A 26589-nucleotide genomic window follows, 5' to 3' on the forward strand; every position below is an offset into this window, starting at 1 on the left:
TGACACAGAACCGAAAACGTCGCACCACCCGCGCACCGCCAGCCAGAAAGACCGTCACGTGATCAAGCCAGACCTCACCCTCATCGTTCCCGAAGACCTCGGCACCGTGCATTTCGTGGGCATCGGCGGCTCGGGCATGAGCGGTATCGCCCGTCTCTTCCTGGCCGCAGGGCACACCGTGACCGGCTCCGATTCCCGCGAGTCCGAGAACGTCGAGACCCTGCGCGCCCTCGGTGCCACGATCGCCATCGGGCACGACGCCAAGAATGTGGGCGACGCCGACAGCCTCGTCGTGACCGGTGCGCTGTGGCAGGACAACCCCGAGTACGTACTCGCCACCGAACGCGGCCTGCCCGTGTTGCACCGGGCACAGGCCCTCGCCTGGCTGGTGCGGTCACACCGCCTGGTGTCGGTCGCGGGGGCACACGGCAAGACCACATCCACCGGCATGATCGTCACCGGCCTGCTGGGGCTCGGCCAGGACCCCAACTTCGTCAACGGCGGCGTGATCGAGTCCCTCGGCGTGAGCGCCGGCAGCGGCTCCGACGACCTCTTCGTGGTCGAGGCCGACGAATCCGACGGATCGTTCCTGCTCTACGACACCAGCGTCGCCCTGATCACGAACGTGGACCCCGACCACCTCGACCACTACGGCTCGCTCGAGGCCTTCGAAGCCGCCTTCGTCGAGTTCGCCCAGAACGCCACCGAGCTGGTCGTGGTCTCCTCTGACGACCCCGGCGCGGTGCGGGTCACCGGCCGGCTGAACGGACCTCGCATCATCACCTTCGGCGAGGCCGACGACGCCATGGTTCGAGTGCATTCCATCGGCACGTCGGGGCCCGTCGCCTTCACCGTCAGGTGGGAGGGCGTCGACTACTCCGCGACCCTGCGTGTGCCCGGCCGGCACAATGCGATCAACGCCGCCGGCGCGTTCGCGGTTCTGGTCGGCCTCGGCTTCGATCCAGCCAGCTCGCTGGAGGCCGTGTCGGCGTTCGGCGGAACCCAGCGTCGCTTCGAACTGCACGGGACCGTCCGCGGCGTCAGCGTCTACGACGACTACGCGCACCACCCCACCGAGGTCGCCGCAGCGCTCTCCGCCGCGCGCACCGTGGTGGGAACGGGGCGGATCATTGCCGTGCACCAGCCGCACCTGTACAGCCGCACCCGGCTCTTCGCCCAGGAATTCGCCGACGCGCTCGAGACGCATGCCGACCAGACCATCGTTCTCGCGGTCTACGGCGCCAGGGAGGACCCGGAGCCCGGTGTCACCGGCGCACTGGTGTCCGAGCGGTTCACCGACCCCTCCCACGTGGCCTTCATTCCCGAATGGCAGGATGCGGCCGACTACCTGGGCAGCATCGCCAGAGAGGGCGACTTCGTCGTCACCCTCGGTTGCGGTGACGTCTACCGGATCGTGCCCCAGCTGCTGGATTCGCTGGGCACGACCGAGGGCGCCGACGCCACTCGACCCGGCATTGCCGAGCCCACGCCCGTGACCGGGGACCGCGGATGACCCTCGCGCCGGACCCACGGGCATGAAGCGCCCCGCTGGCATACCCCAGTCGCCGCGGCCGGCCACGCCGCGGCAACCAGACCGGGCCACTCCCACCGCGGCAGAGCGACGGGTGCAGGGCACGGCACCGGATGCGTCGGCACCGGTAGCCGGGGTGCAGTCCAGGTCCGCCTCGACGGGCCGCACGGCCAAGCCGACCGGGCGTCAGGCGCAGCGGTCCTCGGAGCCTGACGCCACGACGGAACCGATCACGGTCGTTCTCTCGAGCTCAGACGACCGGCCCGCACCGGCCGCGCCGGCCGCGCCGGGCGGCGGCGGCGACACGAACGCATCCGTCCCGACCGCACCCGCTTCGGTCGCGCCTGGCAGGGCACTGCCCGCAACCGACGTCGGCGAACCGGGGACACCCGCGGCGACCCCCGGGCTGATTGGACGCCTGACCACCCGCCGGTCCCGCGCCGCGACCCCCGATGCGCCGCTCACCGCCCGCGAGGCGCGCGCCCGCCTCCGCGCGGCCCGCCGAGCACGCAAACAGTACGAACGCAGCGAGGTGCGCCGTTTCACCACCCGGTCCAGGCGTCGCCGCAATCTCTGGCTCGTCGCCGCCGGCACCACGGTCGCCCTGGTGGCGTTCGTACTCGTTGGCGTCTTCTCGCCCCTGATGGCGTTGCGCACCATCGAGGTCACCGGCACGAGCCGCATCCCCGCCGAAGACATCGTGCAGGCACTGGACGGCCAGGTCGGAACCCCCCTGCCGTTGCTCGATTTCGCCGAGGTGAAGGGGGAACTGAGCGAGTTCAGCCTCATCCGGAGCTACGTGACCGAGAGCCGTCCACCCGACACCCTGGTAGTGCGAATCGTGGAACGGGAACCGGTGGGCACCATCGCGTCCGCCGCCGGATTCGATCTGGTCGACGCCGCGGGCGTGGTCATCACCAGCGGGGTCGACCGGGCAGAGGGACCGCTCATCGACGCGGCCAACGGCGCCGGCGGAGCCGGGTTCCCCGCTGCCGTCGCCGTGATCGCGGCGCTGCCGGAGGGCATCCGCAGTCAGCTCGATACCGTGACGGCCGCGACCAAGGACGACGTCACGTTGACGCTGGTCGGGGGAGCGCGGGTGGTCTGGGGCAACTCCGAACGCGCCGACTACAAGGCGATCGTGCTCTCCGCCCTGCTCGTGAGCCACCCGGTGGGCAGCGTCACCGAATACGACGTGTCCTCACCGGACAGTGCCGTGGTGCGCTGATCCGACCCGAAGCGACCGCTCGTCGTCGAGATCCACTCGGATATTCGCGACACGCGGGCGCGCCTCCCCAAGGCAGTCGGTGTGGCACCTAACTTCGAATTTAGGAATTGCATACTCAGCATAACTTTAAGCTTCGAGTAGAGGTTTAGAGTTCCACCGGAGGCCGGACGTGTCAACTAATCAGAACTACCTAGCAGTCATCAAGGTTGTTGGAATCGGCGGAGGCGGCGTCAACGCCGTCAACCGCATGATCGAGCTCGGCCTCCGTGGGGTCGAGTTCATCGCCATCAATACGGATGCCCAGGCACTCCTGATGAGCGATGCAGACGTCAAGCTCGACGTCGGCCGCGACCTCACCAGGGGTCTCGGCGCCGGAGCGGACCCCGAGGTCGGCCGTCGCGCCGCCGAGGACCACGCTGAGGAAATCGAAGAGGCGCTGGCCGGGGCCGACATGGTCTTCGTCACGGCCGGTGAGGGTGGCGGTACCGGCACCGGTGGCGCTCCCGTCGTCGCCAGGATCGCCAAGTCCATCGGCGCCCTGACGATCGGTGTCGTCACCAAGCCGTTCGGCTTCGAGGGCAAGCGTCGTCAGGCTCAGGCCGAGACCGGCGTGGCTTCGCTCAAGAACGAGGTCGACACCCTCATCGTCGTTCCGAACGACCGCCTGCTGGAAATCAGCGACCGCGGCATCAGCATGCTCGAGGCCTTTGCCACGGCAGACCAGGTGCTCCTCGCCGGTGTGCAGGGAATCACCGACCTGATCACCACCCCCGGCCTGATCAACCTCGACTTCGCCGACGTCAAGTCGGTCATGCAGGGCGCAGGTTCGGCCCTGATGGGTATCGGCTCGTCGCGAGGCGCAGACCGGGCCATCAAGGCCGCCGAGCTCGCCGTTGCCTCGCCGCTGCTCGAGGCGTCCATCGATGGTGCCCACGGTGTGCTGCTGTCCATTCAGGGTGGCTCCAACCTCGGTATCTTCGAGATCAACGACGCCGCCAGACTGGTGCAGGAAGCCGTGCACCCCGAGGCCAACATCATCTTCGGTGCCGTGATCGACGACACCCTCGGCGACGAGGTGCGGGTCACCGTCATCGCCGCGGGCTTCGACGGCGGCGAGCCGGGTGCGAAGGCCGTCGAGGTTCGGCGTGCCGACCTCGTGGCCGCCGGCGTCGCTGCCGGCGCCACCGCTGCCGGCGGCTCTGCCATCGGCTCCGGTTCCGACGCGCCCGCGTACACCGTGGAAGAGTCCTCCGCATCGGTCTGGTCCACGGTCGATTCCGCCGCGAGCACCCCCGTCGCCGACCCGGCGTTCGAGGACGATTCAGACGATCTGGACATCCCCGACTTCCTCAAGTAAATGGCCATTCCAGACCTACCCTCCCGGTTGGCGACCGTGCGCGACGGCATTGCCGACGCCGCACGGTCCGCCGGTCGGCCCGTGGCCGACATCACGACGGTCGTCGTGACGAAGTTCCAGCCGGTGTCGTTGGTGCACGAGCTCCTCGAGCTTGGTGTACGCGATTTCGGCGAGAGCCGGCACCAGGAGGCGCAGGTCAAGGCCGCCGAGCTGGCCGGGAGCCCCGCCACCTGGCATTTTGTCGGCCAGGTTCAGGGCAAGAAGGCACGTCAGGTGCGCGCGTACTCGTCGGTGATCCACTCCGTCGATCGGGAGTCACTGGTGACCGCGCTGGGCACGCCGCCGAACGCGGAGACCGCCGACGCATCCGTGACCGTCGACTGCTTCGTGCAGGTGAATCTCACCGACGACCCGGCCAGGGGCGGTGTGTCCATCCCCGACCTCGCTCCACTGGTCGAGAAGGTGCTCGGTACCCCCGCGCTCAACCTGCTGGGCTTGATGGCCGTGGCACCGCTCGGCACCGAACCGCGGCGGTCGTTCGCCCTGGTGGCCGAACTCGGTGCCCAGATGCGGTCGATGGCGCCGGAGGCGCGCTATCTGTCGATGGGGATGTCCCAGGACTACGCGGCCGCCATTGCCGAGGGTGCGACACACCTGCGAATTGGCACCGCAATCACCGGGAATCGCCCGGCACCGGTTAATCTGAAAACGTCGTAATACCAACACGGAGGTCGAGATGTCCAACCCGCTCAAGAAAACCATGGTCTACCTGGGTCTGGCAGACGAAGAGCTGGAATATGAGGAACCCGCCAAGGCTCCCGTCTCCACTCTCCCCACCCAGTCCGCGCACGCCGCGAACTCCCACGCTGCTGCTGCGCCCGTGACCGGGTCGCACTCCTCGGGCCGAGCACCGGTCACGCCGTTGCACAAGACCTCCACCCCCAAGAATGTTGTCGTGTCTGAAATGAACGAGATCCTCACCGTCCACCCCCGCCAGTACCGCGACGCCCAGGTCATCGCCGAGTCGTTCCGTGACGGCATCCCGGTCATCATCAACCTGTCCCAGATGAGCGACGCGGATGCCCGCCGGCTGATCGACTTCGCCAGCGGCCTCTCGCAGGGCCTGTACGGCAAGATCGAGCGGGTGACGGCCAAGGTCTTCCTGCTGTCCCCGTCGCATGTCGTTATCTCGGGTGACAACGCCGCCGCCGAAGAAGGGGACGCTGACTCGTCCTTCTTCGCCCAGTCGTAACCCAGCGTGTCACCTGTCGCGCTGATCGGATCGATCGCCTACCTCGTTCTCCTGCTGTACTTCTTCGTGCTCTGGGGGCGCTTCATCGTCGACCTCGTCCGCGGAGTCAACCGCTCGTGGCGGCCGCAGGGTTTTGTACTCGTGCTCACCGAGTTCGTGTACACCGTCACCGACCCGCCGGTCAATTTCTTCCGCCGTATCTTTCCGCCCCTCCGGATCGGACCGATCGCGTTGGACTTCGGCTGGACGCTGACGATGCTCTGCACCATCATCGCAATGTCGATTACGGGGTTTCTGCGTTGACCCGCAGCCTCGCCGGTGTCCCGGCATGTATTCTGGATCGATGACGACCGACCGGCCCGGTACCGCACCGTAAGCCTGTTGGTCGCACGCACGTGTTCGCAACAACTGTTCTTTTAACAAGTTTTGAGGTGGAAAGCCATGGCGCTAACTCCGGAAGATGTAGTCAACAAGCGGTTTCAGTCGACCAAGTTCCGTGAGGGATATGACCAGGACGAGGTTGACGACTTCCTCGACGAGGTCGTTGTCGAGCTGCGACGTCTGACCCAGGAGAACGAGGAGCTCAAGGCTCGTCTCTCCGGCGGAGAAGGCGTACCTGCCTCCGCTCCGGTCAGCGCGGCACCGACCAAGGTTGCCGAGCCGGTCAACACGCCCGAGCCCGTCGCCGAGCCCGTGGCCGCTGTCGTGCCTGAGCCCGTTGCAGCAGCGCCCGTCGCCGCAGCGCCTGTCGCCGAGCCGATCGACGAGACCGCCGGCACCACCAACCTGCTGCAGCTGGCCCGCCGCCTGCACGAGGAGCACGTCAAGGAAGGCGCCGAGAAGCGCGATGCCCTGATCGCCGAGGGTCACGCCACGGCCGCCCGCGTCATCGCGGAATCCGAAGCCAAGCAGCGCGCCCAGATCAACATCCTCGAGAAGGAGCGTTCGGTTCTCGAGAACAAGATCGAAGAGCTGCGCACCTTCGAGCGTGAATACCGCCAGAAGCTGAAGAGCTACATCGAGGGTCAGCTGCGCGACCTCGACTCCGCGTCACCTGTCGGTGCCGGCGCGGGCAAGGACTCGGGAAACTCGCCGAAGGCGAGCTTCCAGGGCTTTGGCGCGTAGTACCAGCGCGACGATCAACTCCCGCGCCCTCGTCGTCCTGGCCCTCGTGGCCATCGGCGGGTTTGCGCTAGACCAGATCAGCAAGGCTCTCGTCGTCAACTCGATGACAGAGGGCCAAATCGCTCGGGTTCTGACTGATGTGCTGCACCTGCACTTCATTCGGAACCCGGGCGCTGCTTTTTCATTCGCCACCGGCCTCACCTGGGTGTTCACCCTCGTCTCGGCCGGTGTCGTCGTGTTCGTCCTGTGGTTCGCCCGCCGCATCCGCTCGGTGTCCTGGGCCATCGTCTTCGGCCTCTTGCTGGGCGGCGTACTCGGCAATCTCGCCGACCGACTCTTCCGCGAGCCGTCCATCGGGCTCGGGCATGTGGTCGACTTCATCAGCACGCCGTGGATGCTTCCGGCGATCTACAACATCGCCGACGTCTGCATCGTGGTGAGCATGGCACTGTTCATGGTGCTCACCCTGCTGGACATCGGCCTCGACGGTCGGCGCGCATCCGCGCAGGCGACACCCCCGGAAGCCGACGCAGAGCCGGTCGCGGCCGGAACCATCCAGAGCCCACTCTCTCCACCCCTCACTGACTCCACCCCCAACTGAACGGCATCATGGAAAACCGATCCCTTCCCCTGCCCGACGGCCTGGACGGTGTCCGCGTCGACGCGGGCATCGCCAAGCTGTTCGGTTTCTCCCGCAGCTTCGCGGCCGAGATCGCCGAGGCCGACGGGGTCACCCAGGACGGGGTCACCGTCGGCAAGTCGGACAAGCTCCGTGCCGGTGCCTGGCTCGATGTCAGCTGGCAGCCCAAGATGGACCTGGTGATCGTTCCGATCGCCGTTCCCGACCTCACCATCGTGCACGACGACGACGACATCGTGGTCGTCAACAAGCCCTCTGGGGTCGCCGCGCACCCGAGCGTGGGCTGGACGGGACCCACGGTGCTGGGTGCCCTCGCGGCCGCCGGGTACCGTATCGCCACGACCGGGGTGTCCGAACGCGCCGGGATCGTGCACCGCCTCGACGTGGGGACGAGCGGCCTGATGGTCGTCGCCAAGTCCGAGCACGCGTACACCCACCTCAAGCGGGCCTTCCACGACCGCGAGGTCGACAAGATCTACCACGCCATCGTGCAGGGCCACCCGGACCCCTCCAGTGGAACCATCGACGCGCCCATCGGTCGCCACCCGCGGTCGGACTGGAAATTCGCCGTCATCGCCGGCGGCAAGGATTCCATCACCCACTACGAGACCCTGGAGGCGTTCCCCTCCGCGTCCCTGCTCGAGGTGCACCTCGAAACCGGTCGCACCCACCAGATCCGGGTTCACATGGCCGCCCAGCGGCATCCGTGTGTCGGCGACGCCATGTACGGTGCAGAGGCGAAGATCACCGCCAGGTTGGGCCTCACCCGGCAGTGGCTGGTGGCCAAGCAGCTGTCGTTCGAGCACCCGTCCTCTGGCGAGTGGGTGACCTTCAACGCCGAATACCCGGACGACCTGGCCAACGCGCTGCGGATCCTCCGCGGCGATTAGTATCTTCTTCAATCCAACACCCCAGAGCAGCTGGAGCAGTCGTGTCGCCGCAGAATGATTCGTTCGTCCACCTTCACGTGCACAGCGAGTACTCCATGCTCGACGGTGCCGCGCGGGTCAAACCGCTGATCGCGGCCGCCGCAGAGCAGAAGATGCCCGCGATCGCGGTGACCGACCACGGCAACGTCTTCGGAGCGTTCGACTTCTGGAAGACCGCGACCGATGCGGGCATCAAGCCCATCATCGGCACCGAGGCGTACATCACGCCGGGCACCGACCGCAGGGACAAGACCCGGGTCAAGTGGGGAACCAACGCTCAGAACCGCGACGACGTCGGCGGTAGCGGTGCGTACACGCACATGACGCTGCTCTCCGAGAACACCGAGGGCATGCACAACCTGTTCCGGTTGTCGTCGCTGGCCTCGCTCGAGGGCTACTACTTCAAGCCGCGAATGGACCGCGAGCTGCTCAGCACCTACTCCAAGGGTCTGATCGGTACGACCGGATGTGTCGGTGGTGAGGTGCAGACCCGGCTCCGGCTCGGTCAGTACGACGAGGCGAGGCAGGCCGCGGGGGAGTTGCGGGACATCTTCGGCAAAGACAACTTCTTCTGCGAGATCATGGACCACGGCATCGACATCGAGCGCCGCACCATGACCGACCTTCTGAAGCTGGCCAAGGAACTCGATCTGCCGCTGGTGGCGACCAACGACCTGCACTACACCCACGCCCACGATGCCACGGCGCACGCCGCGCTGCTCTGCGTGCAGTCCGCCTCCACCCTGGATGACCCTAACCGGTTCAAGTTCGACTCGAATGAGTTCTACCTCAAGACCGCCGCCGAGATGCGGCACCTGTTCCGTGACAACCCCGAGGCCTGCGACAACACACTGCTCATCGCCGAGCGCTGCGACGTCAAGTTCAACACCTCGGCCAACTACATGCCCCGGTTCCCTACCCCGGAGGGAGAGAACGAAGAGAGCTGGTTCATCAAGGAGACCGAGCTGGGCCTGATCCGCCGGTACCCGAACGGCATCTCCGACGCCGTGCGCAAGCAGGCCGACTACGAGGTCGGTGTCATCACCCAGATGGGCTTCCCCGGCTACTTCCTGGTCGTCGCCGACTTCATCAACTGGTCCAAGGACAACGGCATCCGGGTCGGACCCGGTCGCGGTTCCGGTGCCGGTTCGATGGTCGCGTACGCCATGGGAATCACCGACCTGGACCCCCTGGTGCACGGCCTGATCTTCGAGCGGTTCCTCAACCCCGACCGCGTCTCCATGCCCGACTTCGACGTCGACTTCGATGATCGTCGCCGCGGCGAGGTCATCCACTACGTCACCGAGAAGTACGGCTCCGAGCGCGTCGCCCAGATCGTCACCTACGGCACCATCAAGGCCAAGCAGGCGCTCAAGGACTCCAGCCGGGTACTCGGCTTCCCGTTCGGTATGGGCGACAAGCTCACCAAGGCCATGCCGCAGCCCATCATGGGCAAGGACATGCCCCTCACCGGCATGTTCGACAAGGATCACCCCCGCTACCGTGAGGCCGGCGACTTCCGCGCGGTCATCGAGACGGATGCCGAGGCCCGCACGGTCTTCGACACCGCGCTCGGCATCGAGAACCTCAAACGGCAGTGGGGCGTGCACGCGGCCGGCGTGATCATGTCGTCCGACCCTTTGATCGACATCATCCCGATCATGCGCCGCGAGGCCGACGGTCAGATCGTCACCCAATTCGACTACCCGGCCTGCGAGAGCCTCGGCCTGATCAAGATGGACTTCCTGGGGCTGCGCAACCTCACCATCATCGATGACACCCTTGACAACATCGAGGCGAACCGTGGACACCGACCGGTGCTCGAGGATCTGGGCCTGGACGACCCGCTGGCCTACGAGCTGCTCGCCCGCGGCGACACCCTCGGCGTGTTCCAGCTCGACGGCGGCCCCATGCGCGCGCTGCTGCGCAGCATGAAGCCCGACAACTTCGAAGACATCTCGGCCGTCATCGCGCTGTACCGGCCCGGCCCCATGGGCGCGAACTCGCACACCAACTACGCCCTGCGCAAGACCGGCCAGCAGGAGATCGTCCCGATCCACAAGGAGCTCGAGGAGCCCCTGAAGGACATCATCGGTGGCACCTACGGTCTGATCGTGTACCAGGAGCAGGTGATGTCGATCGCCCAGAAGCTGGCCGGGTTCACCCTCGGTGAGGCCGACCTGCTGCGGCGCGCGATGGGCAAGAAGAAGAAGTCCGAACTGGACAAGCAGTTCGAGGGCTTCTCCGGCGGAATGGTGGCCCGCGGATACTCGATGGAAGCTGTTACCACCGTGTGGAACATCCTTCTACCGTTCTCCGACTACGCCTTCAACAAGGCCCACTCGGCCGCCTACGGCGTGCTGTCGTACTGGACGGCGTACCTCAAGGCGCACTACCCGGCCGAGTACATGGCCGCGCTGCTGACCAGCGTCGGCGATGCCCGCGACAAGCTCGCCCTGTACCTGAACGAATGCCGGCGCATGGGCATCCAGGTGCTGCCGCCGGATGTGAACGAGTCGATCGGGTTCTTCGCCGCCGTGGGCACCGACATCCGCTTCGGCCTGGGCGCCGTGCGCAACGTCGGCTTCAACGTGGTCGAGTCGATCCGAGCCGCCCGCACCGAGAAGGGCGACTTCGAGTCGTTCCACGACTTCCTCCGCAAGGTGCCGCTGCAGGTCACCAACAAGCGCACCGTCGAGTCGTTGATCAAGTCGGGAGCGTTCGATTCGCTGGGTGCCACCCGTCGGGCCATGTTCGAGATCCATGAGGGTGCGGTCGATTCGGCCGTCAAGATCAAACGCGACGAATCGCACGGCATGGTCGGATTCGACTTCGACAGCCTGTTCGACGACCCGCAGGAAACGGAGCAGGTGCCGGACCGGCCGGAGTGGAGCAAGAAGGAGAAGCTGGCTCTGGAGCGGGACATGCTCGGCCTCTATGTCTCCGACCATCCGTTGGCCGGTCTGGAAATTCCCCTGGCCAAGCACGCCAGCACCACGATCACCGACCTGATCAGTTCGGAGCACACCCAGGACGCCGATACCGTCACGGTTGCCGGCCTGATCACCAACGTTCAACACCGCATCGCCAAGAAATCGGGAAACCAGTACGGCATCATCTCGGTCGAGGACTTCGGCGGTGAGATCGACGTCATGTTCATGGGCAAGGCGTACCAGGAGTTCTCCCTCGACCTCGTCAGCGACTCCGTTGTCGTGGTGCGCGGCCGGGTGAGCATGCGCGACGACGGTATGAACCTGCACGCGTACAGCATCTTCGCGCCGGAGCTCGGTCAGGCATCCGACCACGGCACGCTGTCGATCACGTTGTTCGAAGCTCGGGCCACGACCGACACCGTCACACAACTGGGCGAGGTGCTCAAACGGCACGGCGGAACCTCCGAGGTGCGGCTGAAGCTCATCAAGGGCGACACCGCGCGCGTCTTCGAACTGCCGAGCCGGGTGACCGTCACTGCAGACCTCTTCGGCGAACTGAAAAGCCTGCTCGGTCCCTACTGCCTCACCTGATCACCCTGCCTCACCTGATCACCGCCGCGTCAGTTGCCGGTCAGAACGGCGGGTTCTCGGGTACCGGTGGTGACGGGCGACGCGTGGGTTGGTGTTCGGGCATCAGGTAGCTCGCCGCGGCGGGTCGTCTGCGTTTCTTGGGTGTCACCACCGGTGGCCGGGGTCTGGGTGGTGCGACCGGATTGGCCGGGTCGGTGCGGTAGCTGCGCTTGCCCGGTGAGGTCCAGTGCAAAACACCGCCCGGTTCCTGAACGACCTGCCACTGGGAGAGGTGTTTGAGCCGGTGGTGGGCTTCGCAGAGGTGGGCGAGGTTGTCGCAGTCGGTGCTGCCGCCGTTCGCCCAGTCGTCGGTGTGATCCACATCTGATTTCACCGCGGGGCGGTTGCAGCCGGGGAACCGGCAGGTTTCGTCGCGCATGCGTAGCCATTTCTTCATGGCCTTGGTGTTCTTGTACTGGGTTTTGCCCAGTGAGAGCACGACCCCGGTTTCAGGGTGGGTGAGCAGCCGGGTGAAGCTGGGCGCGCCGGCGGCGATGTCCCGGGCGGTCTCGGGGGAGATCGGCCCGTACCCCTCGAGGGTGGCGGGTTCATCGCTCTGGCCCAGCAGGGTCAGCACCGGCACCGTGATCATCACCGTGCCGCGGATGCCCGCGCCAAGACCGTCCGGCGTGACACCGTCGAGCAGCAGGGCCCGGGTGATGTCCGCCCGAAGCTGAGCGAGACCACGCCTGCGCTGCTGTTCGGCTTCGGCCCGCTCTGCCGCCGACCCCGGTGCCGAGCCCGAGCCCGCGCCCGCGCCCGTTCCCGCGCCGGTGTCGCCGTGCTGCTGCAGAGCCTTGGCAGTGGTGTCGATGCGGTCGAAGGCGGATTTGGTGTCGTGGGCGGTGCCGTACCAGTGCAACCAGCCCATCCCGTCGGCGGCCGGTTCCCACCGGGTGTGCCGCTCGGCGAGGGCATTCTTGGTGCGAATCACGATCGATTCCGGGTGCTGCTTCTCCCGCAACCGGTGCGCCCGGTTGCTGAACCGGCCCACCGGCAACGTCTTCGCGTGCGGCAACACCGCCTCTTCGAACGCGGCCTGGTCCTCCTCGGGCAGGGTGCGCAGCTGATCGATCAACGCCTTGGCATGCGGGTAACTGATCTCCCCGGCCGAGAGGGCTTCGAACGTGGCCGTGGTGGAGTACAACCAGAGCGACTCGTCCAGCAGCCGCTCGACGGTGCGTTCGTGCAGGTTCAACAGGCACGCCGTCTCACTCACGATCGTGCGCCTCGCCACCTCCCGGTCCTCCCACCGCCCGAACGCAATTGCGCGCGCCTGGTCCTCGGTGAGCGTGGCGGCGTCCCGGTCGGCCAACCGGACGCTCTCCGGGCTGCCCTGCAGCCGCGACGCCACCTGCGGCTCCTCGCTCCAGAGCTGCAGTTCCGCCAGCCGTTCGGCCTGTCGGGCCTGGGCTTGGGCGATGGCGCGGTGCTCGGCCGCGATCAGCTCGGTGCGCCGCACCAGCTCCGTGCGCACCCAGTCGGGATCGGCTCGATCGGGCCCTGGCGGGTGGTCGGGGGCGGGGGTGGATCCGGGTGGGGCGGGTTCCGGAGAGTAGTCGTCATCGTCCGGAACTGGCGGTGGTGCCTGGTCTGGGCTACTCATACTGAGATCATCTCAGCTACCACCGACACTGAGGCCCGCCCGGCCAGACCCAGAACGCACCCAGGGAAAATCAAGTTCTGAGTCGGGCCGCAGAGAGAACTCAGCGCAGGATTTCGACCATCAAGACCCAGGCGTCGAGCATGGAACCGACCACGGTGACCACCATCCCGGCGGCCAGCCAGTACAGGCCGGTGCCGTCCCCGGTGAGCAGCAGGAGCAGAGCGCCCACCACAACGGGCGCCAGCTGCAGCGTGGCGAGCGGCACGTAGAGAGCGAGGGAATGCCCGGCGCTGTCACTTTGATGCGTCCGACGGTGCAGTGAGAGGACGTGCAGCACGATGACCGGCACGACGGCCACCAACACCTCGGCGCCGAGAAGGGGTGCGGACTGGCCGGGCACAAGGATGAGGGCCGCCATCACCACCACCAGCACGAGAGATCCGATCGCGGACGCGGCGCGCGCCGTGAGGCCGCGATACGCCAGAATCTCCTTGATGTTCACCGAGATGGCGACCATCACGAGCCCGGCCAGGGCCGCAGCCGCACCGGCCATGGCCACGGCGAAATCGCCCCAGGCCGTCGTCAGCGCCGCAGCCATGTCCCTCCTTGAACCAGCTCGCGTGGATGCGCACACGATAGCGCGACGATCCGACCGGGTGCGCGCCGACTTGGCCCGCGACCGGTGAAAAAACAGCACCGTGCTGCCCGCATGTGGCCAGCCGGTTGACAGCCTGGGGCCATACGCTAGAGCCATGAGAACGCGCACCAGGGAACCGATCTACAGCACGGCCATCACGGCCGGCCGAACCGTCTTCGGCCTGTTCCGTCTTCGGCCGTCCGTGACGGGTCTGGCGAACCTGCCGGATGCCGGGGGAGCGGTCCTCGCGATCACTCACTTCGGTTACGCGGACTTCGCCCTCGTCGAGTGGATGACGTGGCGGAAGAACAAGCGCCACATCCGTTTCATGGCGAAGAAGGGGGCGTTCGACAAGCCCCTCGTCGGCTTTCTGCTGCGCGGAATGCGGCACATCAATGTGGACATGACCGCTGGCGCCCAGGCCTACGCCGATGCCGTTCGAGCACTCAGCGCCGGCGAACTCGTCGGGGTGTTTCCGGAGGGCGGCGTGAACGCATCCTTCACGGTGCGCGACCTGAAGACCGGCGCGGCCCGGATGGCCCAGGAGGCGAACGTGCCCATTGTGCCGATCGCCGTCTGGGGTGGACACCGGCTGCTCACCAAGAACCACAAGCCGTCGGTGCGGGAGGCCTATGGCACTCCGGTGACGTTCGCGGTGGGAACCCCGATCCGGGTCGAGGCGGACGACGACCCGCAGGCCGTCACGCTGGCCCTGCACGGCACCCTGCAGACGCTCGTGGACGGCCTGCAGAAGCGCTACCCGGTGGCCGGTGCCGGCCGCTGGTGGCAGCCGGCCCACCTGGGCGGGACCGCCCCGACACCGGCAGAAGCCGCCGCCACCGAAGCGGAACGCCAGCTTCGGAAGGCCGCCGCCCGGGCTGCCGCCGGCTCACCCGGCATGGAAAGGCGGTAACGGCGCGTCGAGCGCGCGGAGGGACCGGTTAGAGCGTGTCGCCCAGCGCCCGGTACCTGCGCTCGTGGTAGATGAGAGCCTCGTCGTCGGCACCGAGACCGCCGCCCTCGATCTGCACCACGACGACAGCCGAGTTGTGCACGCTGACCCGTTCCACGATGCGCCCGACCATCCACGACGTCACGTCGTTGAGTACGGGCAGGCCGTGAGGTCCCACCCGCCAGTGGTCGCCGATGAAGCGCTGGGTGTTCGGGCCGGCGAGCCGCTCAGCCAAGGCCCGATTGCGCAGACCGAGCAGGTGGATGACCACCCTCTCGGTTTCGTTCACGGCGGGCCAGGAACTGGCCGACTTCGCCATGTTGAACGTGGCCAGGGGAGGCACCGCCGACATCGAGGCGAGGGAGGTGGCGGTGAAACCCACCGGCGTTCCCTGGGCGTCCAGCGCTGTCACGACGGACACGCCCGCCGCGTGCCGACGGAACGCATTCTTGAAAGCAGCCAGGTCGGCCGGAGCGTGCGGATCGGTGTCGAGTGTGGTGGCCTGGGGGATCCCGGCCTGCCCGGTGGTGCGTTCGGTCATAGTGGAGCCAATCGTTTCACCCACCAGCCTATTCCCGTGGCCGGTGCGGTTCTTGGATAAGCTGGAGCGACATGATCCAGACGATTGACCTTCGAGGAACGCGGCCTGCTCCGGCCGATCTTTTGGCCTCAGTGCCCCGGGCGCTCACCAGCGTTACCGTCGCCAGCGACGTCGCGGCCGAGCTGATCGACGACGTGCGCGCACGCGGCGAACTGGCCCTGCTCGACCAGGCCGAGCGCCTCGACCGGGTGCGCCCAGGGCACGTGCGGGTTCCGGCGGCCCACGTCGAGGAAGCCCTAGCCGCCCTCGACCCCAGCGTGCGCACGGCGATCGAGGAAACCATCCGTCGGGTGCGCCTGGCCAGCGCCGCCCAGGTACCGCCGCTGGTCACCACGACCATCGCCGACGGCGCCGAGATCGTGCAGCGCTGGCGCCCCGTGCAGCGCGTCGGCCTCTACGTTCCGGGCGGAAAGGCCGTCTACCCGTCCAGTGTGGTGATGAACGTGGTTCCCGCCCAGGTGGCCGGCGTCACCTCGATCGCCCTCGCCTCGCCGCCGCAGAGCCACTTCGGCGGCCGGGTGCACCCCACCATCCTCGCCGTGGCCGGCCTGCTCGGTGTCGACGAGATCTACGCCATGGGCGGTGCAGGCGCCGTGGGCGCCTTCGCCTACGGCGTACCGGGCCTCGGCCTCGACCCCGTGCAACTCGTCACCGGCCCTGGCAACGTCTATGTGGCCGCGGCCAAGCGGCTCGTGCGCGGTGTCACCGGGATCGACTCCGAGGCGGGCCCCACCGACATCCTGGTGATCGCGGATGCCGCTGCCGACCCCGCCTTCGTCGCCGCCGACCTGGTGAGCCAGGCCGAACACGATGAACTCGCCGCCGCGGTACTCGTCACGGACTCCGCCGAGCTCGCCGCGGCCGTCGAGGCGCTCCTGGACACCCTGGTCACCACGACCACCCACTCGGAACGGGTCGCCGCCTCGCTCGGCGGCAGCCAGTCGGCGATCGTGCTCGTCGACGACCTCGCCCAGGCCGCCGCGTTCAGCAACGCCTTCGGCCCTGAGCACCTCGAGATCCAGACCGACGACGTCGACGCCGTACTCGCGCTGATCGACAACGCCGGCGCCATCTTCCTGGGCCCGTACTCGCCGGTGAGCCTCGGCGACTACGCCGCCGGGTCCAACCACGTGCTGCCCACCGGCGGACAGGCCCGCTTCTCCGCCGCGCTCGGCGCCTACACGTTCCTCCGCCCCCAGCAGGTGGTGCGCTACAGCCGAGGGGGTCTGGCCGACGTGGCCGACCACATCCTGTCGCTCTCAGACGCCGAGGCGCTGCCCGCGCACGGTGACGCGGTGAGCGCACGCTTTGCCACCACCGTGGAACGGTAGGCTCACAGCACTATGTACTGCCCGTTCTGCCGTCACCCCGACTCCCGTGTCATCGACTCCCGCACCAGCGACGACGGGCTGTCGATCCGTCGCCGCCGGCAGTGTCCCGAATGCGGTCGCCGGTTCAGCACCACGGAGACCGCCAGCCTGAACATCATCAAGCGCAGCGGGGTCGTAGAACCGTTCAGCCGCGAGAAGATCGTGTCCGGCGTGCGCAAGGCCTGCCAGGGCCGCCCGGTCACCGACTCCGATCTGGCCATGCTGGCGCAGAAGGTCGAGGAGACCATCCGGCAGACCGGCGCGTCACAGATCGAGGCCAACGACATCGGCCTGGCCATCCTCGCGCCCCTCCGTGACCTCGATGAGGTGGCGTACCTGCGCTTCGCCAGCGTGTACCAGGCTTTCGATTCCCTCGAGGACTTCGAGAGTGCTATCTCCCAGCTCCGCACCGAGCACGCCGCAGCAGCGGATGCCGACGTGGACCCCGATCTGTAGGCACGCGTGTACCCCACCCTTTTCAAGCTCGTCCTCACCCGGATCGATCCCGAGCAGGCCCACCACCTGGCCTTCGAGGTCATCCGGTGGCTGCCTCGGCTCGGCCTGGGTCCCGCCCTGCACAGGTTCACCAGACCACGCACAGCGATCGGTGTTGATGCCCTCGGGCTGCACTTCGATTCCCCGTTCGGTGTGGCCGCCGGATTCGATAAGGACGGACACGCCGTCATCGGTCTGGGCCGCCTGGGCTTCGGGCACGTCGAGGTGGGCACTCTCACCGCCGTCGCACAGCCGGGAAACCCGAAGCCACGCCTGTTCCGCCTGATCCCTGACCGTGCGGTGATCAACCGGATGGGCTTCAACAACTCCGGCGCTCTCGCGGCCGTCGAGCGGCTGACCCGGGTGCGCGCCACCCGCGGGCGCCCGGTCCTCGGCATCAACATCGGCAAGAGCCGGGTCACTGCCGTCGAGGATGCCACGGCCGATTACCTGGTGAGTGCCGCGGCCCTCGCCCCGATCGCCGACTACCTCGTGGTGAACGTGAGTTCTCCCAATACGCCCGGCCTGCGCGGACTGCAGGAACTCGACCAGCTCGCGCCGCTGCTTCGTGCCGTCAAGGACACCGCGGGAGCCACGCCGCTGCTGGTCAAGATCGCCCCCGACCTCTCCGACGACGAGGTCACCCGGATCGCGGGGCTGGTGGTGGAGCTCGGCCTGGACGGCATCATCGCCACGAACACGACCATCAGTCGCGACGGCCTCGCCACCGACCCCGCCGTTGTCGCCGCGGCCGGGGCCGGCGGTCTCTCCGGCGCCCCGCTGAACGTCCGTTCGCTGGCCGTGCTGCGCCTCATTCGCCAGAGCGTGCCGGCCGAGCTGTGCGTCATCTCCGTCGGCGGCGTCGAAACCGCCGAGCAGGTCGCCGAGCGTCTTGCCGCAGGGGCCACGCTGGTGCAGGGCTACACCGGGTTCCTCTATCGCGGCCCGCTCTGGGCGCGGCAGATCAACCGCGGACTCGACACGCTCCTCGCGCGCCGCTGACGCGGCGCGGACCCGGTCGGACCCGGACCCGGTCGGGCGCGATCAGGCCGGGTCGACGCTGCCGGGCAGACCGGGGTCAACGATCAGACCCAGATCCGCCAACTGTTCGGCGAGACTCGCACCGTCAGGGCCGTACACCCAGAGGGAATCGCGTTTGGTGTCCGCCGCGTCCTTCGGCCGGCGTCCGGCCAGAACAGCCTCGCTGGGCGAGAGCCGGCGGATGGCGACGGCCGCGACAGAATCCGGGAACTCCTGTTGGAAGTCGCTGTAAATGGCCTCATCGTGCTGGCCGTCGTCCCCGATCAGGATCCACTTCATCTCCGGGAACTCCTGGGCAAGACGGCGCAGGTTGTCGTGCTTGTGCTCGCGGCCGCTCCGGAACAGACGATCGTGGGTGGGGCCCCAGTCGGTGAGCAGGAGAGCGCCGGCCGGGTACAGGTTGCGCGACAGGAACCGACTGAGCGTCGGTGCCACATTCCAGGCCCCCGTGGACAGGTAGATCACCGGCGACCCCGGTGTGGCGTCGGCGAGCCGGTCGAGTAGCACGGCCATGCCGGGCGTGGGCACGCGGGCATGCTCGTCCAGAACGAAGGTGTTCCAGGCCGCGAGCATCGGCCGGGGGAGCGTGGTGACCATGACGGTGTCGTCGACATCGGAGATGATGCCGCGCCGAACATCGGGCGCGACAACGAACACGGGCGCCTCCACCGACGCGGACGCCTCGGTGTGCAGGCGAGCGGTGTGCCAGCCAGGCTCTAGGTTGACCTGCATGACGGTGTCGACCACACCACCGCGGTCGGCCTGGACGCGGTGGGCGGTGCCACCGATCTCGATCGTCACGGTGACATCGTTCACGGGCACGCTGGTGAAACTGCGCCAGCCACGGATGCCGGCCTCACGTGCTGCGACGCGCCGTTTGGTGCGCCCGCCCACCTTCACCGGCTTGGCCAGCAGAACCCGGCAGAGTACGCGCACCCGCTCGGGGGTGCCGTAGCCGGTGTATGGGATGACGACGGGCAGATGGCCGCGCCGGCGGGCGAACTTCTCCCGTTTGTCGTGCAGCCAGTCCTCGATCCGGGCGGCGCGATGAATCATGCGTGCAGGGTTCAGCGGAGCTGCGGCCGTGGCGGGGAACTTAGACACACCCCAGTCTCTCATGCGCGCGGGCGGTACCCGCCCGCGCGCCGCCGTCCGGTCGGCCTGTCGCGACCCTCCCGGGTCTGGCCTTCGCGCTCCGTTTGGGGGGCGCGTTCCTGCGCGTGGCGGAGACTGCGGGCCCGTAGGATTGTGACGTATGTTCAAGGAGGACACGTGGCTCTGATCGACCTATTCGGTGAAGACTCGCTCGCACAAGGACGGCAGGTTCGAACCGAGCCCATTCAGCAGCGAAGCGCCGCGCGCTTGAGCGCGCTGCTCGATGCGGCTGCCGAGGTCGTTGACGAGGTCGGGTTCGACCGGATCACCACCGCCATGGTCGCCGAACGCGCGGGCGCATCCATCGGCACCGTCTACCGGTACTACCCCGACCGGGTCGCCGTGCTGGAGGGCCTGCGCGAACGAGCGGTGCTGCGCTTCCGCCAGCGGGTCGCCGACAATCTCAAGGCCGCCAAGCCGGAGTCCTGGTGGGAAGCGGTGGATTGCGGCATCACCGCCTTCGTCGAGCTCTACCGCGCCGAGCCTGGATTCCGCATCCTGCACTTCGCCGACCGGGAACGCGCCCAGACCAGCACGCCGGGCGAACAGGACTCTGGATTCTTCGCCAACCAGATCGCCGCCGTCCTGTCAGAGGAATTCGGGCTCTCCGGCGGAGACGACCTGATCTTCCGTCTGGAGGTCGCGGTGGAGATGGCAGATTCGCTGCTGTCCCGGGCGTTCACCTGGAACAGCCAGGGCGACGAGCGTTTCATCGCCGAGTGCCGGCGCATCATGCACGACTACCTCACCGGGTTCTACGGTCCTGACGCGGGCTGATTTTTTTCCACCCGGAGCGGCAATCCGCTTTGGTTCTGGCTCCGAACAGTGATTGGCTGGTCATCCGCACTTGCCGCCCTGGGGTGAGTGGGTGTATCGCCCGCTTCGAGGATTGAGCCAGCCATGATCGAGTTCCATTCCGTGAGCAAACGATTCCCCGACGGCACTCTCGCCGTCGCGGACTTCAGCCTCGTGCTGCCCTCGCACCAGACCACGGTGCTGGTGGGCTCATCGGGGTCGGGCAAGACCACGCTGCTGCGCATGATCAATCGCATGGTCGATCCCACCAGCGGATCGATCGAGATCGACGGCGAGGACATCGCCACCTTGCCGCCGGTGAAACTGCGCCGCGGCATCGGCTACGTCATGCAGAACTCCGGGCTTCTGCCGCATCGCACCGTGGTCGACAACGTCGCGACAGTGCCGCTGCTGCGCGGCACCCCCAAGCGTCAGGCCAGGCAGGATGCGCTGGCCCTGCTGGACACCGTGGGCCTGGACCGCAGCCTGGCCACCCGGTACCCCAGCCAGCTCTCCGGCGGCCAGCAGCAGCGCGTGGGCGTGGCCAGGGGACTGGCCGTGAACCCGAACATCCTGCTCATGGACGAACCGTTCGGCGCCGTCGACCCGATCGTGCGTGCCGAGCTGCAGCAGGAGCTGGTGCGTCTGCAGGACGAACTCGACAAGACCGTCGTCTTCGTCACCCACGACATCGAGGAGGCCTTCCTCCTCGGCGATCAGATCGTCATCCTGCGGGAGGGCGGCCTGATCGCCCAGGTCGGCTCGCCGGCCGAGCTGCTGGCCAACCCCGCAGACGACTTCGTTGCCAGCTTCGTGGGCGCGGACCGGGGGCGCAGGGCCCTGCACCTCGAGCGCCACGGCGACGAGGACGTCGTGGTCGACAGCGACGGGCGCCTCGCCGGCGTCCTCGACCCCAGTCGCCGCCCGGCTGCCCCCGCCGGGCCAGAGAGCGCCCGATGACCTGGGTGCTGGCCAACCTCGGCCTGATCTGGGCTCGAACCCTTGACCACGTGGTGCTCAGCCTGCCGCCGATCCTGCTCTGCTTCGTGATCGCGGTTCCCCTCGGCTGGCTGGCCCGCCGTTACCGGGTGAGCCGCGGCATCATCCTCACCGGCGCCGGTCTCCTCTACGCCGTCCCGTCGCTGCCGCTGATCTTCGTGCTCCCCGCCGTGATCGGCACCAGCCTGCTCTCCCCGCTGAACGTGATCATCGCCCTCACCCTGTACGGCATCGCGTTGATGGTGCGGGTCGTGTCCGACGGCCTCGATTCGGTGGATGCCGACGTGCGCCAGTCCGCCTCAGCGATGGGGTATTCCACCTGGTCGCGGTTCTGGCAGGTGGAGCTTCCGCTGGCCGGACCGGTGCTCCTGGCCGGCATGCGGGTGGTGGCGGTGAGCACCGTGAGCCTGGTCACCGTCGGCGCGGTGATCGGGGTGCAGAGCCTGGGTTCACTGTTCACCGACGGCTTCCAGCGCGGCATCCAAGCCGAGATCGTCGCCGGGCTCGTCGCCACCGTGGCCCTGGCACTCCTGTTCGACGGCGCACTCGTGCTCGCGGGCCGGATGCTGATGCCCTGGACGCGACGAGTGACGACCGCCAAGCCGAGTGTGCCCGTGGAGGTGAGCGCCGCATGAACCTGTTCGCCAGCGCCATCGACTGGATCCTCGACCCCGCCAACTACGTCGGTCTGAACGCGATTCCACTCCGGATCGGACAGCACCTCGTCTTCTCCCTGGTCACCGTGGTCATCGCCTCGGTGATCGCGATCCCACTGGGCTACCTGATCGGCCACACCGGCCGGGGCCGCGGCCTCGCGGTGACGACGTCTGGCGGGCTCCGCGCCATCCCCACGCTCGGCCTGCTCACGCTCGTCGCCCTCTGGGTGGGCATCGGCGTCGTCGCCCCGTACGTGGCGCTCACCGTGCTCGCGATCCCGCCCATCCTGGCCGGTGCATACACCGGATTCGAAGCCATCGACCGGCGCACCGTCGACGCCGCCCGCGCGGTGGGGATGAGCGAGCTGCAGATCGTGCGCAAGGTCGAGGTTCCCCTTGGCCTGCCGCTGCTGATCGGCGGCCTGCGGTCTGCCACCCTCCAGGTGGTCGCCACGGCGACCCTCGCGGCCTATGTGGCCGACATCGGCCTGGGCCGTTACCTGTTTTCAGGGTTGAAGACTCGTGACTATGCGGAGATGCTGGGCGGGTCGATACTCGTGATCCTGCTGGCTTTGGCGCTGGAGGGAATCTTCGCGCTGATCCAGCGGTTTGTTGTACCGCGGGGCGTCTCAGGACGTCTCGCCAGCACCCCAACGACTCGCACCGGCAGCCCCGCGGCCGCCCGGTGACACATCTACCGAATCATCGGTACCTGAGGAAGGACAACAGCATGTTCACACACACACGAGGCCGGCTCGCGCTTGTCAGCGCGGTCGCGGTTGGGGCTGTCGTAGCCCTTGCAGGGTGCGCGTCCGGAGATCCGCTGGACGAGGGAACCAGTGCGGAAGGATCCGAAACTCTCGTCGTCGGATCCCAGGACTACTACTCCAACGAGATCATCGCGGAAATCTACGCCCAGGCCCTGGAGAACGGCGGCTTCACGGTCGAGCGCCAGTTCCGGATCGGCCAGCGCGAGGCCTACCTGCCCGAGATAGAGTCTGGCTCCATCGACGTCTTCCCCGAGTACACCGGCAGCCTGCTGCAGGCACTGGATGCCGACGCACCCGGTGGCACCGCAGACGAGGTCTACTCGGCCCTCGAGGCCGCCCTGCCCGCCGAACTGAGCGTGTTGGACCGGGCAGAGGCCAGCGATCAGAACTCCTGGACCGTCACCCAGGCCTTCGCCGACACCTACGGCCTCACCGACATCGCCTCGCTCACCGAGGTGACCGAACCGATCACCGTCGGTGGCAACTCCGAACTGGAAACCCGTCCGTACGGGCCGACCGCGCTCAAGGAGACCTACGGCATCGAGATCGCCGGCTTCACCCCGGTCGAGGACAGCGGCGGACCGCTGACGGTCAAGGCGCTGGTGGACAACAAGATCCAGTTGGCGAACATCTACACCGCTGACCCCAACATCGCCTCGAACGACCTCATCGCCCTCGAGGACCCCGACGGCCTGTTCCTGCCAGACAACGTCGTGCCGGTGGTCTCCGACAAGGTCGACGACTCGGCCGCCGAGATCCTCAACGAGGTCAGCGCCGCCCTGGGCGCCGACACCCTCGTGGCGCTGAACGCGCAGAGTGTGAACGACCAGGCCGCCGCAGACACCATCGCGACCGACTGGCTCACGGAGCAGGGCCTGATCTAGGTTCCCTGCGCAGCGGTTTCAGAGTCGGTTCTCCGGCTCGGCCGAATGGCCCCGTCAGCAGACGGGGCCATTCGTGTGTCCGCGCCTCGGTTCGCCTGGTCGAACGCGGCTACCGCGTCGTGACCAGCAGAGCGAGGGGGAGGAGGAATAGGACGGCGGTGGCCGAGAGCACCGCGGTGCGCCCGATCGGTCCGAGCCCTGGGATGTCGCCCAGCAGCCGACTCACCCGAGGGCCCACCAGGTCGGCAGAGGACGTGTAGTCCAGGCCGCCGGCCACCGCCGCAGGGGACTGGGTGCCCGCGACCTCGTCCAGGTGCGCCGTGCCCACCAGGGCGATCGCCTGGGCCAGGGTCCGGTCATCGATCTCGAGCCTGGCCTGGTCGTCCGCCATCATCTCGACCAGGAGCGCAACGGCGTTCTCGGCCCGGTTGGCGATCGGGAACCAGCGCAGGGCACTGTGCCAGGACTTGAACGCCAGGAGCACCAGGTGATGCTGCTGGCGCAGGTGCGCACGCTCGTGCGCCACCACGCCGCGCAGCTGGTCGGCATCCAGCAGGCTCAGCAGCCCCCTGGACAGCACCGTTGCCGACCGGGTGCCGCCCGGCAGGCAGTAGGCGATCGGGGCGGCGTGGTCGATCACCCTGGTGCCCTCGGTGTCGAACGGCAACGGGTCGCTGAGCAGCCCGATCAGGGTGTGGTGGCGGCGGCGCTGACGTTCAGCCCGGATGAACGTCGCGCTGAGGTTCAGAAGCAGGTGCGCGGTGAGGATCAGCGCCAGGCAGAGCGCCATCACCCCGGTCAGCGTGGCTCCGGCCGGGAGCGTGCCCGCGGCGACGTGACCGGTGAGGGCGGCCACGGCGGCCACCGGCGTGGCGCCGAACGGAATGAGACCGAAGACCAGCAGGGAACCGATCATCGAGACGCCACCGGCCAGGGCGATCGACTGCCACAACGCCAGGGCCAGCCCGGGCGCGCGCGGTGGCCAGGCGGCGCCGGCGAGCAGGATGGGAATGGGCCAGGCCAGAAGGACGGCCAGGATCATCAGGGCCAGTGCGGTGCTGAGCATACGGCGCTACTCCGCCCGCAGAACAGGGCTCGCGCGGCGAGTGGACGCCGTCGTCATTCCGAGGACGGGCCGATGCTGGCCAGGAGTGCGCGCAGGGTCTCGGCCTCCTGCGGGCTGACGTTGCCGATGAAGCGCGCCAGTGTGGCCGTGCGGTCGCTCGTTGTGCCCAGGACCTCGTGCATGAGTTCTGCGGTGTGCTGGGCCCTTGAGCTGACCGCGCTGTAGCCGTGCGGCCGGATCTCGCGGTCCCTGGTGACGAAGCCCTTGTTCTCCAGCCGGGACAAGACGGTGAGGACCGTCGTCGTTGCGAGAGGTTTTGCGGCCGTCGATTGAGGGTCTACCAGGGCATCGCGGAGTTCGTTTGCGGTCAGAGGACGATCTGCGGACCAGAGCAGGTCCATCAACAGTCTCTCCAAAACGCCCAAACTTCCCATACGGAAAACTTTATCAAGCGATTCGTCTTTTTCTACCGTGCGTAGAATAGTAGTCTTCTACGACACGTAGAACTCACTCCCGGAGGACACATGAACGAGTGGCTAGATCCGTTACTCCTGTCACGCTGGCAGTTCGGTTTGACGACGATTTACCACTTCCTGTTCGTCCCCCTCACGATCGGCCTCGTCACGACGGTGGCGATCTTCCAGACCGCCTGGTACCGCACCAACAAGGCCCACTACCTGCAGCTCACCCACTTCTTCGGCAAGATCTTCCTGATCAACTTCGCCATGGGTGTTGTGACCGGGATCGTGCAGGAGTTCCAGTTCGGTATGAACTGGTCGGATTACTCCCGATTCGTCGGGGACGTCTTCGGCGCGCCCCTGGCGTTCGAGGGCATCACGGCGTTCTTCCTCGAAGCCACCTTCATCGGCCTGTGGATCTTCGGCTGGGACAAGCTGCCCAAGAGGCTGCACCTGGCCACGATCTGGCTCACCGCCGTCGGCAGCATCGCCTCGGCCTACTTCATCATCGCGGCCAACGCCTTCATGCAGAACCCGGTGGCCTATCGGATCAACGAGGAGAAGGGCAGGGCCGAACTGACCAGCATCGGCGAGCTGCTCACCAACCCGATCGCCCTCTCGGCGTTCCCGCACACGATCTTCGCCTGCTTCATGGTCTCCGCCGGCCTGATCATCTCGGTGGCCGCCTGGCACCTGGCCCGCAACCAGAACCTCGAGACCATGCGTCCCGCCCTCAAGTTCGGCCTCTGGATGATGGTCATCGCCGGTGCCCTCACCACCCTGATGGGCGACCAGCTCAGCCTGGCCATGGTCGAGGCCCAGCCGATGAAGATGGCCGCGGCCGAGGCGATGTACCACACCGCGACCGGCGCCAACGCATCCTTCTCGATCTTCACGCTCGGCACACCGGACGGCGTCAGCGAGCTCTTCTCCATTCGTATCCCGTATCTGCTGTCGTTCCTGTCCACGCACACCTTCGACGGCACAGTGGAGGGCATCAACAACCTCCAGGAGCAGTACGTGCAGCTCTACGGACCCGGCGACTACGCGCCCATCATCTGGGTCACCTACTGGTCGTTCCGCTGGATGATCGGCCTGGGCATCGCGCACATCATGGTCGCCGTCGCCGGCCTCTGGTTCACCCGCAAGGGCCGTCGCCCCCAGGCCTGGATGTGGAAGATCGCAATCTGGTCCTTCCCGATGTCGCTGCTGGCCATGAGTGTGGGTTGGGTCTTCACCGAGATGGGCCGGCAACCCTGGCTGGTCTTCGGCCTGCTCAAGACCGCAGACGGTGTCTCACCGAATGTCAGCGGGCTGGAAATCCTGATCTCCCTGATCGCCTTCACGCTGCTCTACGGCGCCCTCGCGGTGGTCGAGTTCCGCCTCATTCTCAAGGCCGTTCAGAAGGGGCCAGACCCCGCGACGGTGCCCGACCCGGTGTCCGGCGAAATCAAGCACACGACCACGGTCTACTAGGAG

General features: G+C 67.4%; 26 protein-coding genes. 20 read left to right on the plus strand and 6 right to left on the minus strand.

Annotated features, from left to right (window positions below):
• Positions 1–58: 58 nt before the first annotated feature.
• The 10 genes from murC (at position 59) to dnaE (ending at position 11586) form a co-directional block, all read left to right on the plus strand.
• Entirely contained in the window at positions 59–1513 is a 1455-nt protein-coding gene (gene murC / locus K2F54_RS02490) for a UDP-N-acetylmuramate--L-alanine ligase (RefSeq protein WP_220604257.1), read from the plus strand.
• 22 nt (positions 1514–1535) lie between these two features.
• On the plus strand, positions 1536–2759 hold the full coding sequence (locus K2F54_RS02495; protein WP_220604258.1) for a cell division protein FtsQ/DivIB: 1224 nt from the start codon (positions 1536–1538) through the stop codon (positions 2757–2759).
• Positions 2760–2928: 169 nt separating this feature from the next.
• The gene (gene ftsZ, locus K2F54_RS02500) at positions 2929–4116 is read left to right on the plus strand and encodes a cell division protein FtsZ (RefSeq protein ID WP_220604259.1); all 1188 of its coding nucleotides are present in this window, start codon (positions 2929–2931) and stop codon (positions 4114–4116) included.
• Positions 4117–4833, plus strand: coding sequence for a YggS family pyridoxal phosphate-dependent enzyme (locus tag K2F54_RS02505; RefSeq protein WP_220604260.1), 717 nt, complete (start codon positions 4117–4119; stop codon positions 4831–4833).
• 19 nt (positions 4834–4852) lie between these two features.
• A complete protein-coding gene (locus K2F54_RS02510; RefSeq protein ID WP_220604261.1) occupies positions 4853–5368 on the plus strand; it encodes a cell division protein SepF in 516 nt (171 codons plus the stop codon).
• 6 nt (positions 5369–5374) lie between these two features.
• Positions 5375–5671 (plus strand): YggT family protein, encoded by a 297-nt coding sequence (locus K2F54_RS02515; RefSeq protein WP_220604262.1) that lies wholly within the window; start codon positions 5375–5377, stop codon positions 5669–5671.
• 138 nt (positions 5672–5809) lie between these two features.
• Positions 5810–6493 carry a DivIVA domain-containing protein gene (locus tag K2F54_RS02520; RefSeq protein ID WP_220604263.1) on the plus strand — a complete coding sequence of 228 codons (684 nt, stop codon included), beginning with the start codon at positions 5810–5812 and terminating at the stop codon, positions 6491–6493.
• Positions 6483–7094, plus strand: coding sequence for a signal peptidase II (gene lspA / locus K2F54_RS02525; RefSeq protein WP_255576616.1), 612 nt, complete (start codon positions 6483–6485; stop codon positions 7092–7094). Before K2F54_RS02520 ends, lspA begins: the two co-directional genes overlap by 11 nt.
• An 8-nt stretch (positions 7095–7102) precedes the next feature.
• Entirely contained in the window at positions 7103–8023 is a 921-nt protein-coding gene (locus tag K2F54_RS02530) for an RluA family pseudouridine synthase (RefSeq protein ID WP_220604264.1), read from the plus strand.
• Positions 8024–8118: 95 nt separating this feature from the next.
• The gene (gene dnaE, locus K2F54_RS02535) at positions 8119–11586 is read left to right on the plus strand and encodes a DNA polymerase III subunit alpha (RefSeq protein WP_220604424.1); all 3468 of its coding nucleotides are present in this window, start codon (positions 8119–8121) and stop codon (positions 11584–11586) included.
• Positions 11587–11626: 40 nt separating this feature from the next.
• Here the strand turns inward: dnaE and K2F54_RS02540 are convergent, their stop codons facing one another.
• Both K2F54_RS02540 and K2F54_RS02545 read right to left on the minus strand, forming a co-directional pair.
• Positions 11627–13231: an HNH endonuclease signature motif containing protein gene (locus tag K2F54_RS02540; RefSeq protein WP_220604265.1), complete on the minus strand. Its 1605-nt coding sequence runs from the start codon at positions 13229–13231 to the stop codon at positions 11627–11629.
• 100 nt (positions 13232–13331) lie between these two features.
• Positions 13332–13829, minus strand: coding sequence for a hypothetical protein (locus tag K2F54_RS02545; protein WP_220604266.1), 498 nt, complete (start codon positions 13827–13829; stop codon positions 13332–13334).
• A 154-nt stretch (positions 13830–13983) separates the two neighbouring features.
• On the opposite strand from K2F54_RS02545, the gene K2F54_RS02550 reads away from it, so the two are divergent.
• Positions 13984–14781 (plus strand): lysophospholipid acyltransferase family protein, encoded by a 798-nt coding sequence (locus K2F54_RS02550; RefSeq protein WP_220604267.1) that lies wholly within the window; start codon positions 13984–13986, stop codon positions 14779–14781.
• A 28-nt stretch (positions 14782–14809) separates the two neighbouring features.
• Here the strand turns inward: K2F54_RS02550 and K2F54_RS02555 are convergent, their stop codons facing one another.
• Entirely contained in the window at positions 14810–15361 is a 552-nt protein-coding gene (locus tag K2F54_RS02555) for a flavin reductase family protein (RefSeq protein ID WP_220604268.1), read from the minus strand.
• A 71-nt stretch (positions 15362–15432) separates the two neighbouring features.
• Between K2F54_RS02555 and hisD the strand changes: the two genes are divergently transcribed.
• The 3 genes from hisD to K2F54_RS02570 are packed head-to-tail and all read left to right on the plus strand — an operon-like array spanning position 15433 to position 18288.
• Complete coding sequence (hisD, locus tag K2F54_RS02560) at positions 15433–16752, plus strand: histidinol dehydrogenase (RefSeq protein ID WP_220604269.1); 1320 nt, start codon at positions 15433–15435, stop codon at positions 16750–16752.
• A gap of 12 nt (positions 16753–16764) precedes the next feature.
• Positions 16765–17247, plus strand: a complete 483-nt coding sequence (gene nrdR, locus K2F54_RS02565) for a transcriptional regulator NrdR (protein ID WP_220604270.1) — start codon at positions 16765–16767, stop codon at positions 17245–17247.
• 6 nt (positions 17248–17253) lie between these two features.
• Positions 17254–18288 carry a quinone-dependent dihydroorotate dehydrogenase gene (locus K2F54_RS02570; RefSeq protein WP_220604271.1) on the plus strand — a complete coding sequence of 345 codons (1035 nt, stop codon included), beginning with the start codon at positions 17254–17256 and terminating at the stop codon, positions 18286–18288.
• Positions 18289–18330: 42 nt separating this feature from the next.
• Here the strand turns inward: K2F54_RS02570 and K2F54_RS02575 are convergent, their stop codons facing one another.
• Positions 18331–19383, minus strand: a complete 1053-nt coding sequence (locus K2F54_RS02575; protein ID WP_220604272.1) for an App1 family protein phosphatidate phosphatase — start codon at positions 19381–19383, stop codon at positions 18331–18333.
• Between the two features lie 216 nt (positions 19384–19599).
• Here K2F54_RS02575 and K2F54_RS02580 point away from each other — a divergent pair, with 216 nt between their 5' ends.
• The 5 genes from K2F54_RS02580 (at position 19600) to K2F54_RS02600 (ending at position 23586) form a co-directional block, all read left to right on the plus strand.
• On the plus strand, positions 19600–20259 hold the full coding sequence (locus K2F54_RS02580; protein ID WP_308287478.1) for a TetR family transcriptional regulator: 660 nt from the start codon (positions 19600–19602) through the stop codon (positions 20257–20259).
• 123 nt (positions 20260–20382) lie between these two features.
• Complete coding sequence (locus K2F54_RS02585) at positions 20383–21237, plus strand: ABC transporter ATP-binding protein (protein ID WP_220604273.1); 855 nt, start codon at positions 20383–20385, stop codon at positions 21235–21237.
• Positions 21234–21911, plus strand: coding sequence for an ABC transporter permease (locus K2F54_RS02590; RefSeq protein WP_220604274.1), 678 nt, complete (start codon positions 21234–21236; stop codon positions 21909–21911). The genes K2F54_RS02585 and K2F54_RS02590 overlap by 4 nt, the downstream gene beginning before the upstream one ends.
• Positions 21908–22621 (plus strand): ABC transporter permease, encoded by a 714-nt coding sequence (locus tag K2F54_RS02595; protein WP_220604275.1) that lies wholly within the window; start codon positions 21908–21910, stop codon positions 22619–22621. Before K2F54_RS02590 ends, K2F54_RS02595 begins: the two co-directional genes overlap by 4 nt.
• 41 nt (positions 22622–22662) lie before the next feature.
• Positions 22663–23586 carry an ABC transporter substrate-binding protein gene (locus K2F54_RS02600; RefSeq protein ID WP_220604276.1) on the plus strand — a complete coding sequence of 308 codons (924 nt, stop codon included), beginning with the start codon at positions 22663–22665 and terminating at the stop codon, positions 23584–23586.
• Positions 23587–23695: 109 nt separating this feature from the next.
• Here the strand turns inward: K2F54_RS02600 and K2F54_RS02605 are convergent, their stop codons facing one another.
• Positions 23696–24652 (minus strand): M56 family metallopeptidase, encoded by a 957-nt coding sequence (locus tag K2F54_RS02605; RefSeq protein WP_220604277.1) that lies wholly within the window; start codon positions 24650–24652, stop codon positions 23696–23698.
• A gap of 53 nt (positions 24653–24705) precedes the next feature.
• Positions 24706–25086, minus strand: a complete 381-nt coding sequence (locus K2F54_RS02610) for a BlaI/MecI/CopY family transcriptional regulator (RefSeq protein WP_220604278.1) — start codon at positions 25084–25086, stop codon at positions 24706–24708.
• Between the two features lie 90 nt (positions 25087–25176).
• On the opposite strand from K2F54_RS02610, the gene K2F54_RS02615 reads away from it, so the two are divergent.
• Positions 25177–26586 (plus strand): cytochrome ubiquinol oxidase subunit I, encoded by a 1410-nt coding sequence (locus tag K2F54_RS02615; RefSeq protein WP_220604279.1) that lies wholly within the window; start codon positions 25177–25179, stop codon positions 26584–26586.
• Positions 26587–26589: the final 3 nt, after the last annotated feature.

The sequence above is a fragment of the Cryobacterium inferilacus genome, assembly GCF_019599185.1.
GTDB lineage: Bacteria > Actinomycetota > Actinomycetes > Actinomycetales > Microbacteriaceae > Cryobacterium > Cryobacterium inferilacus.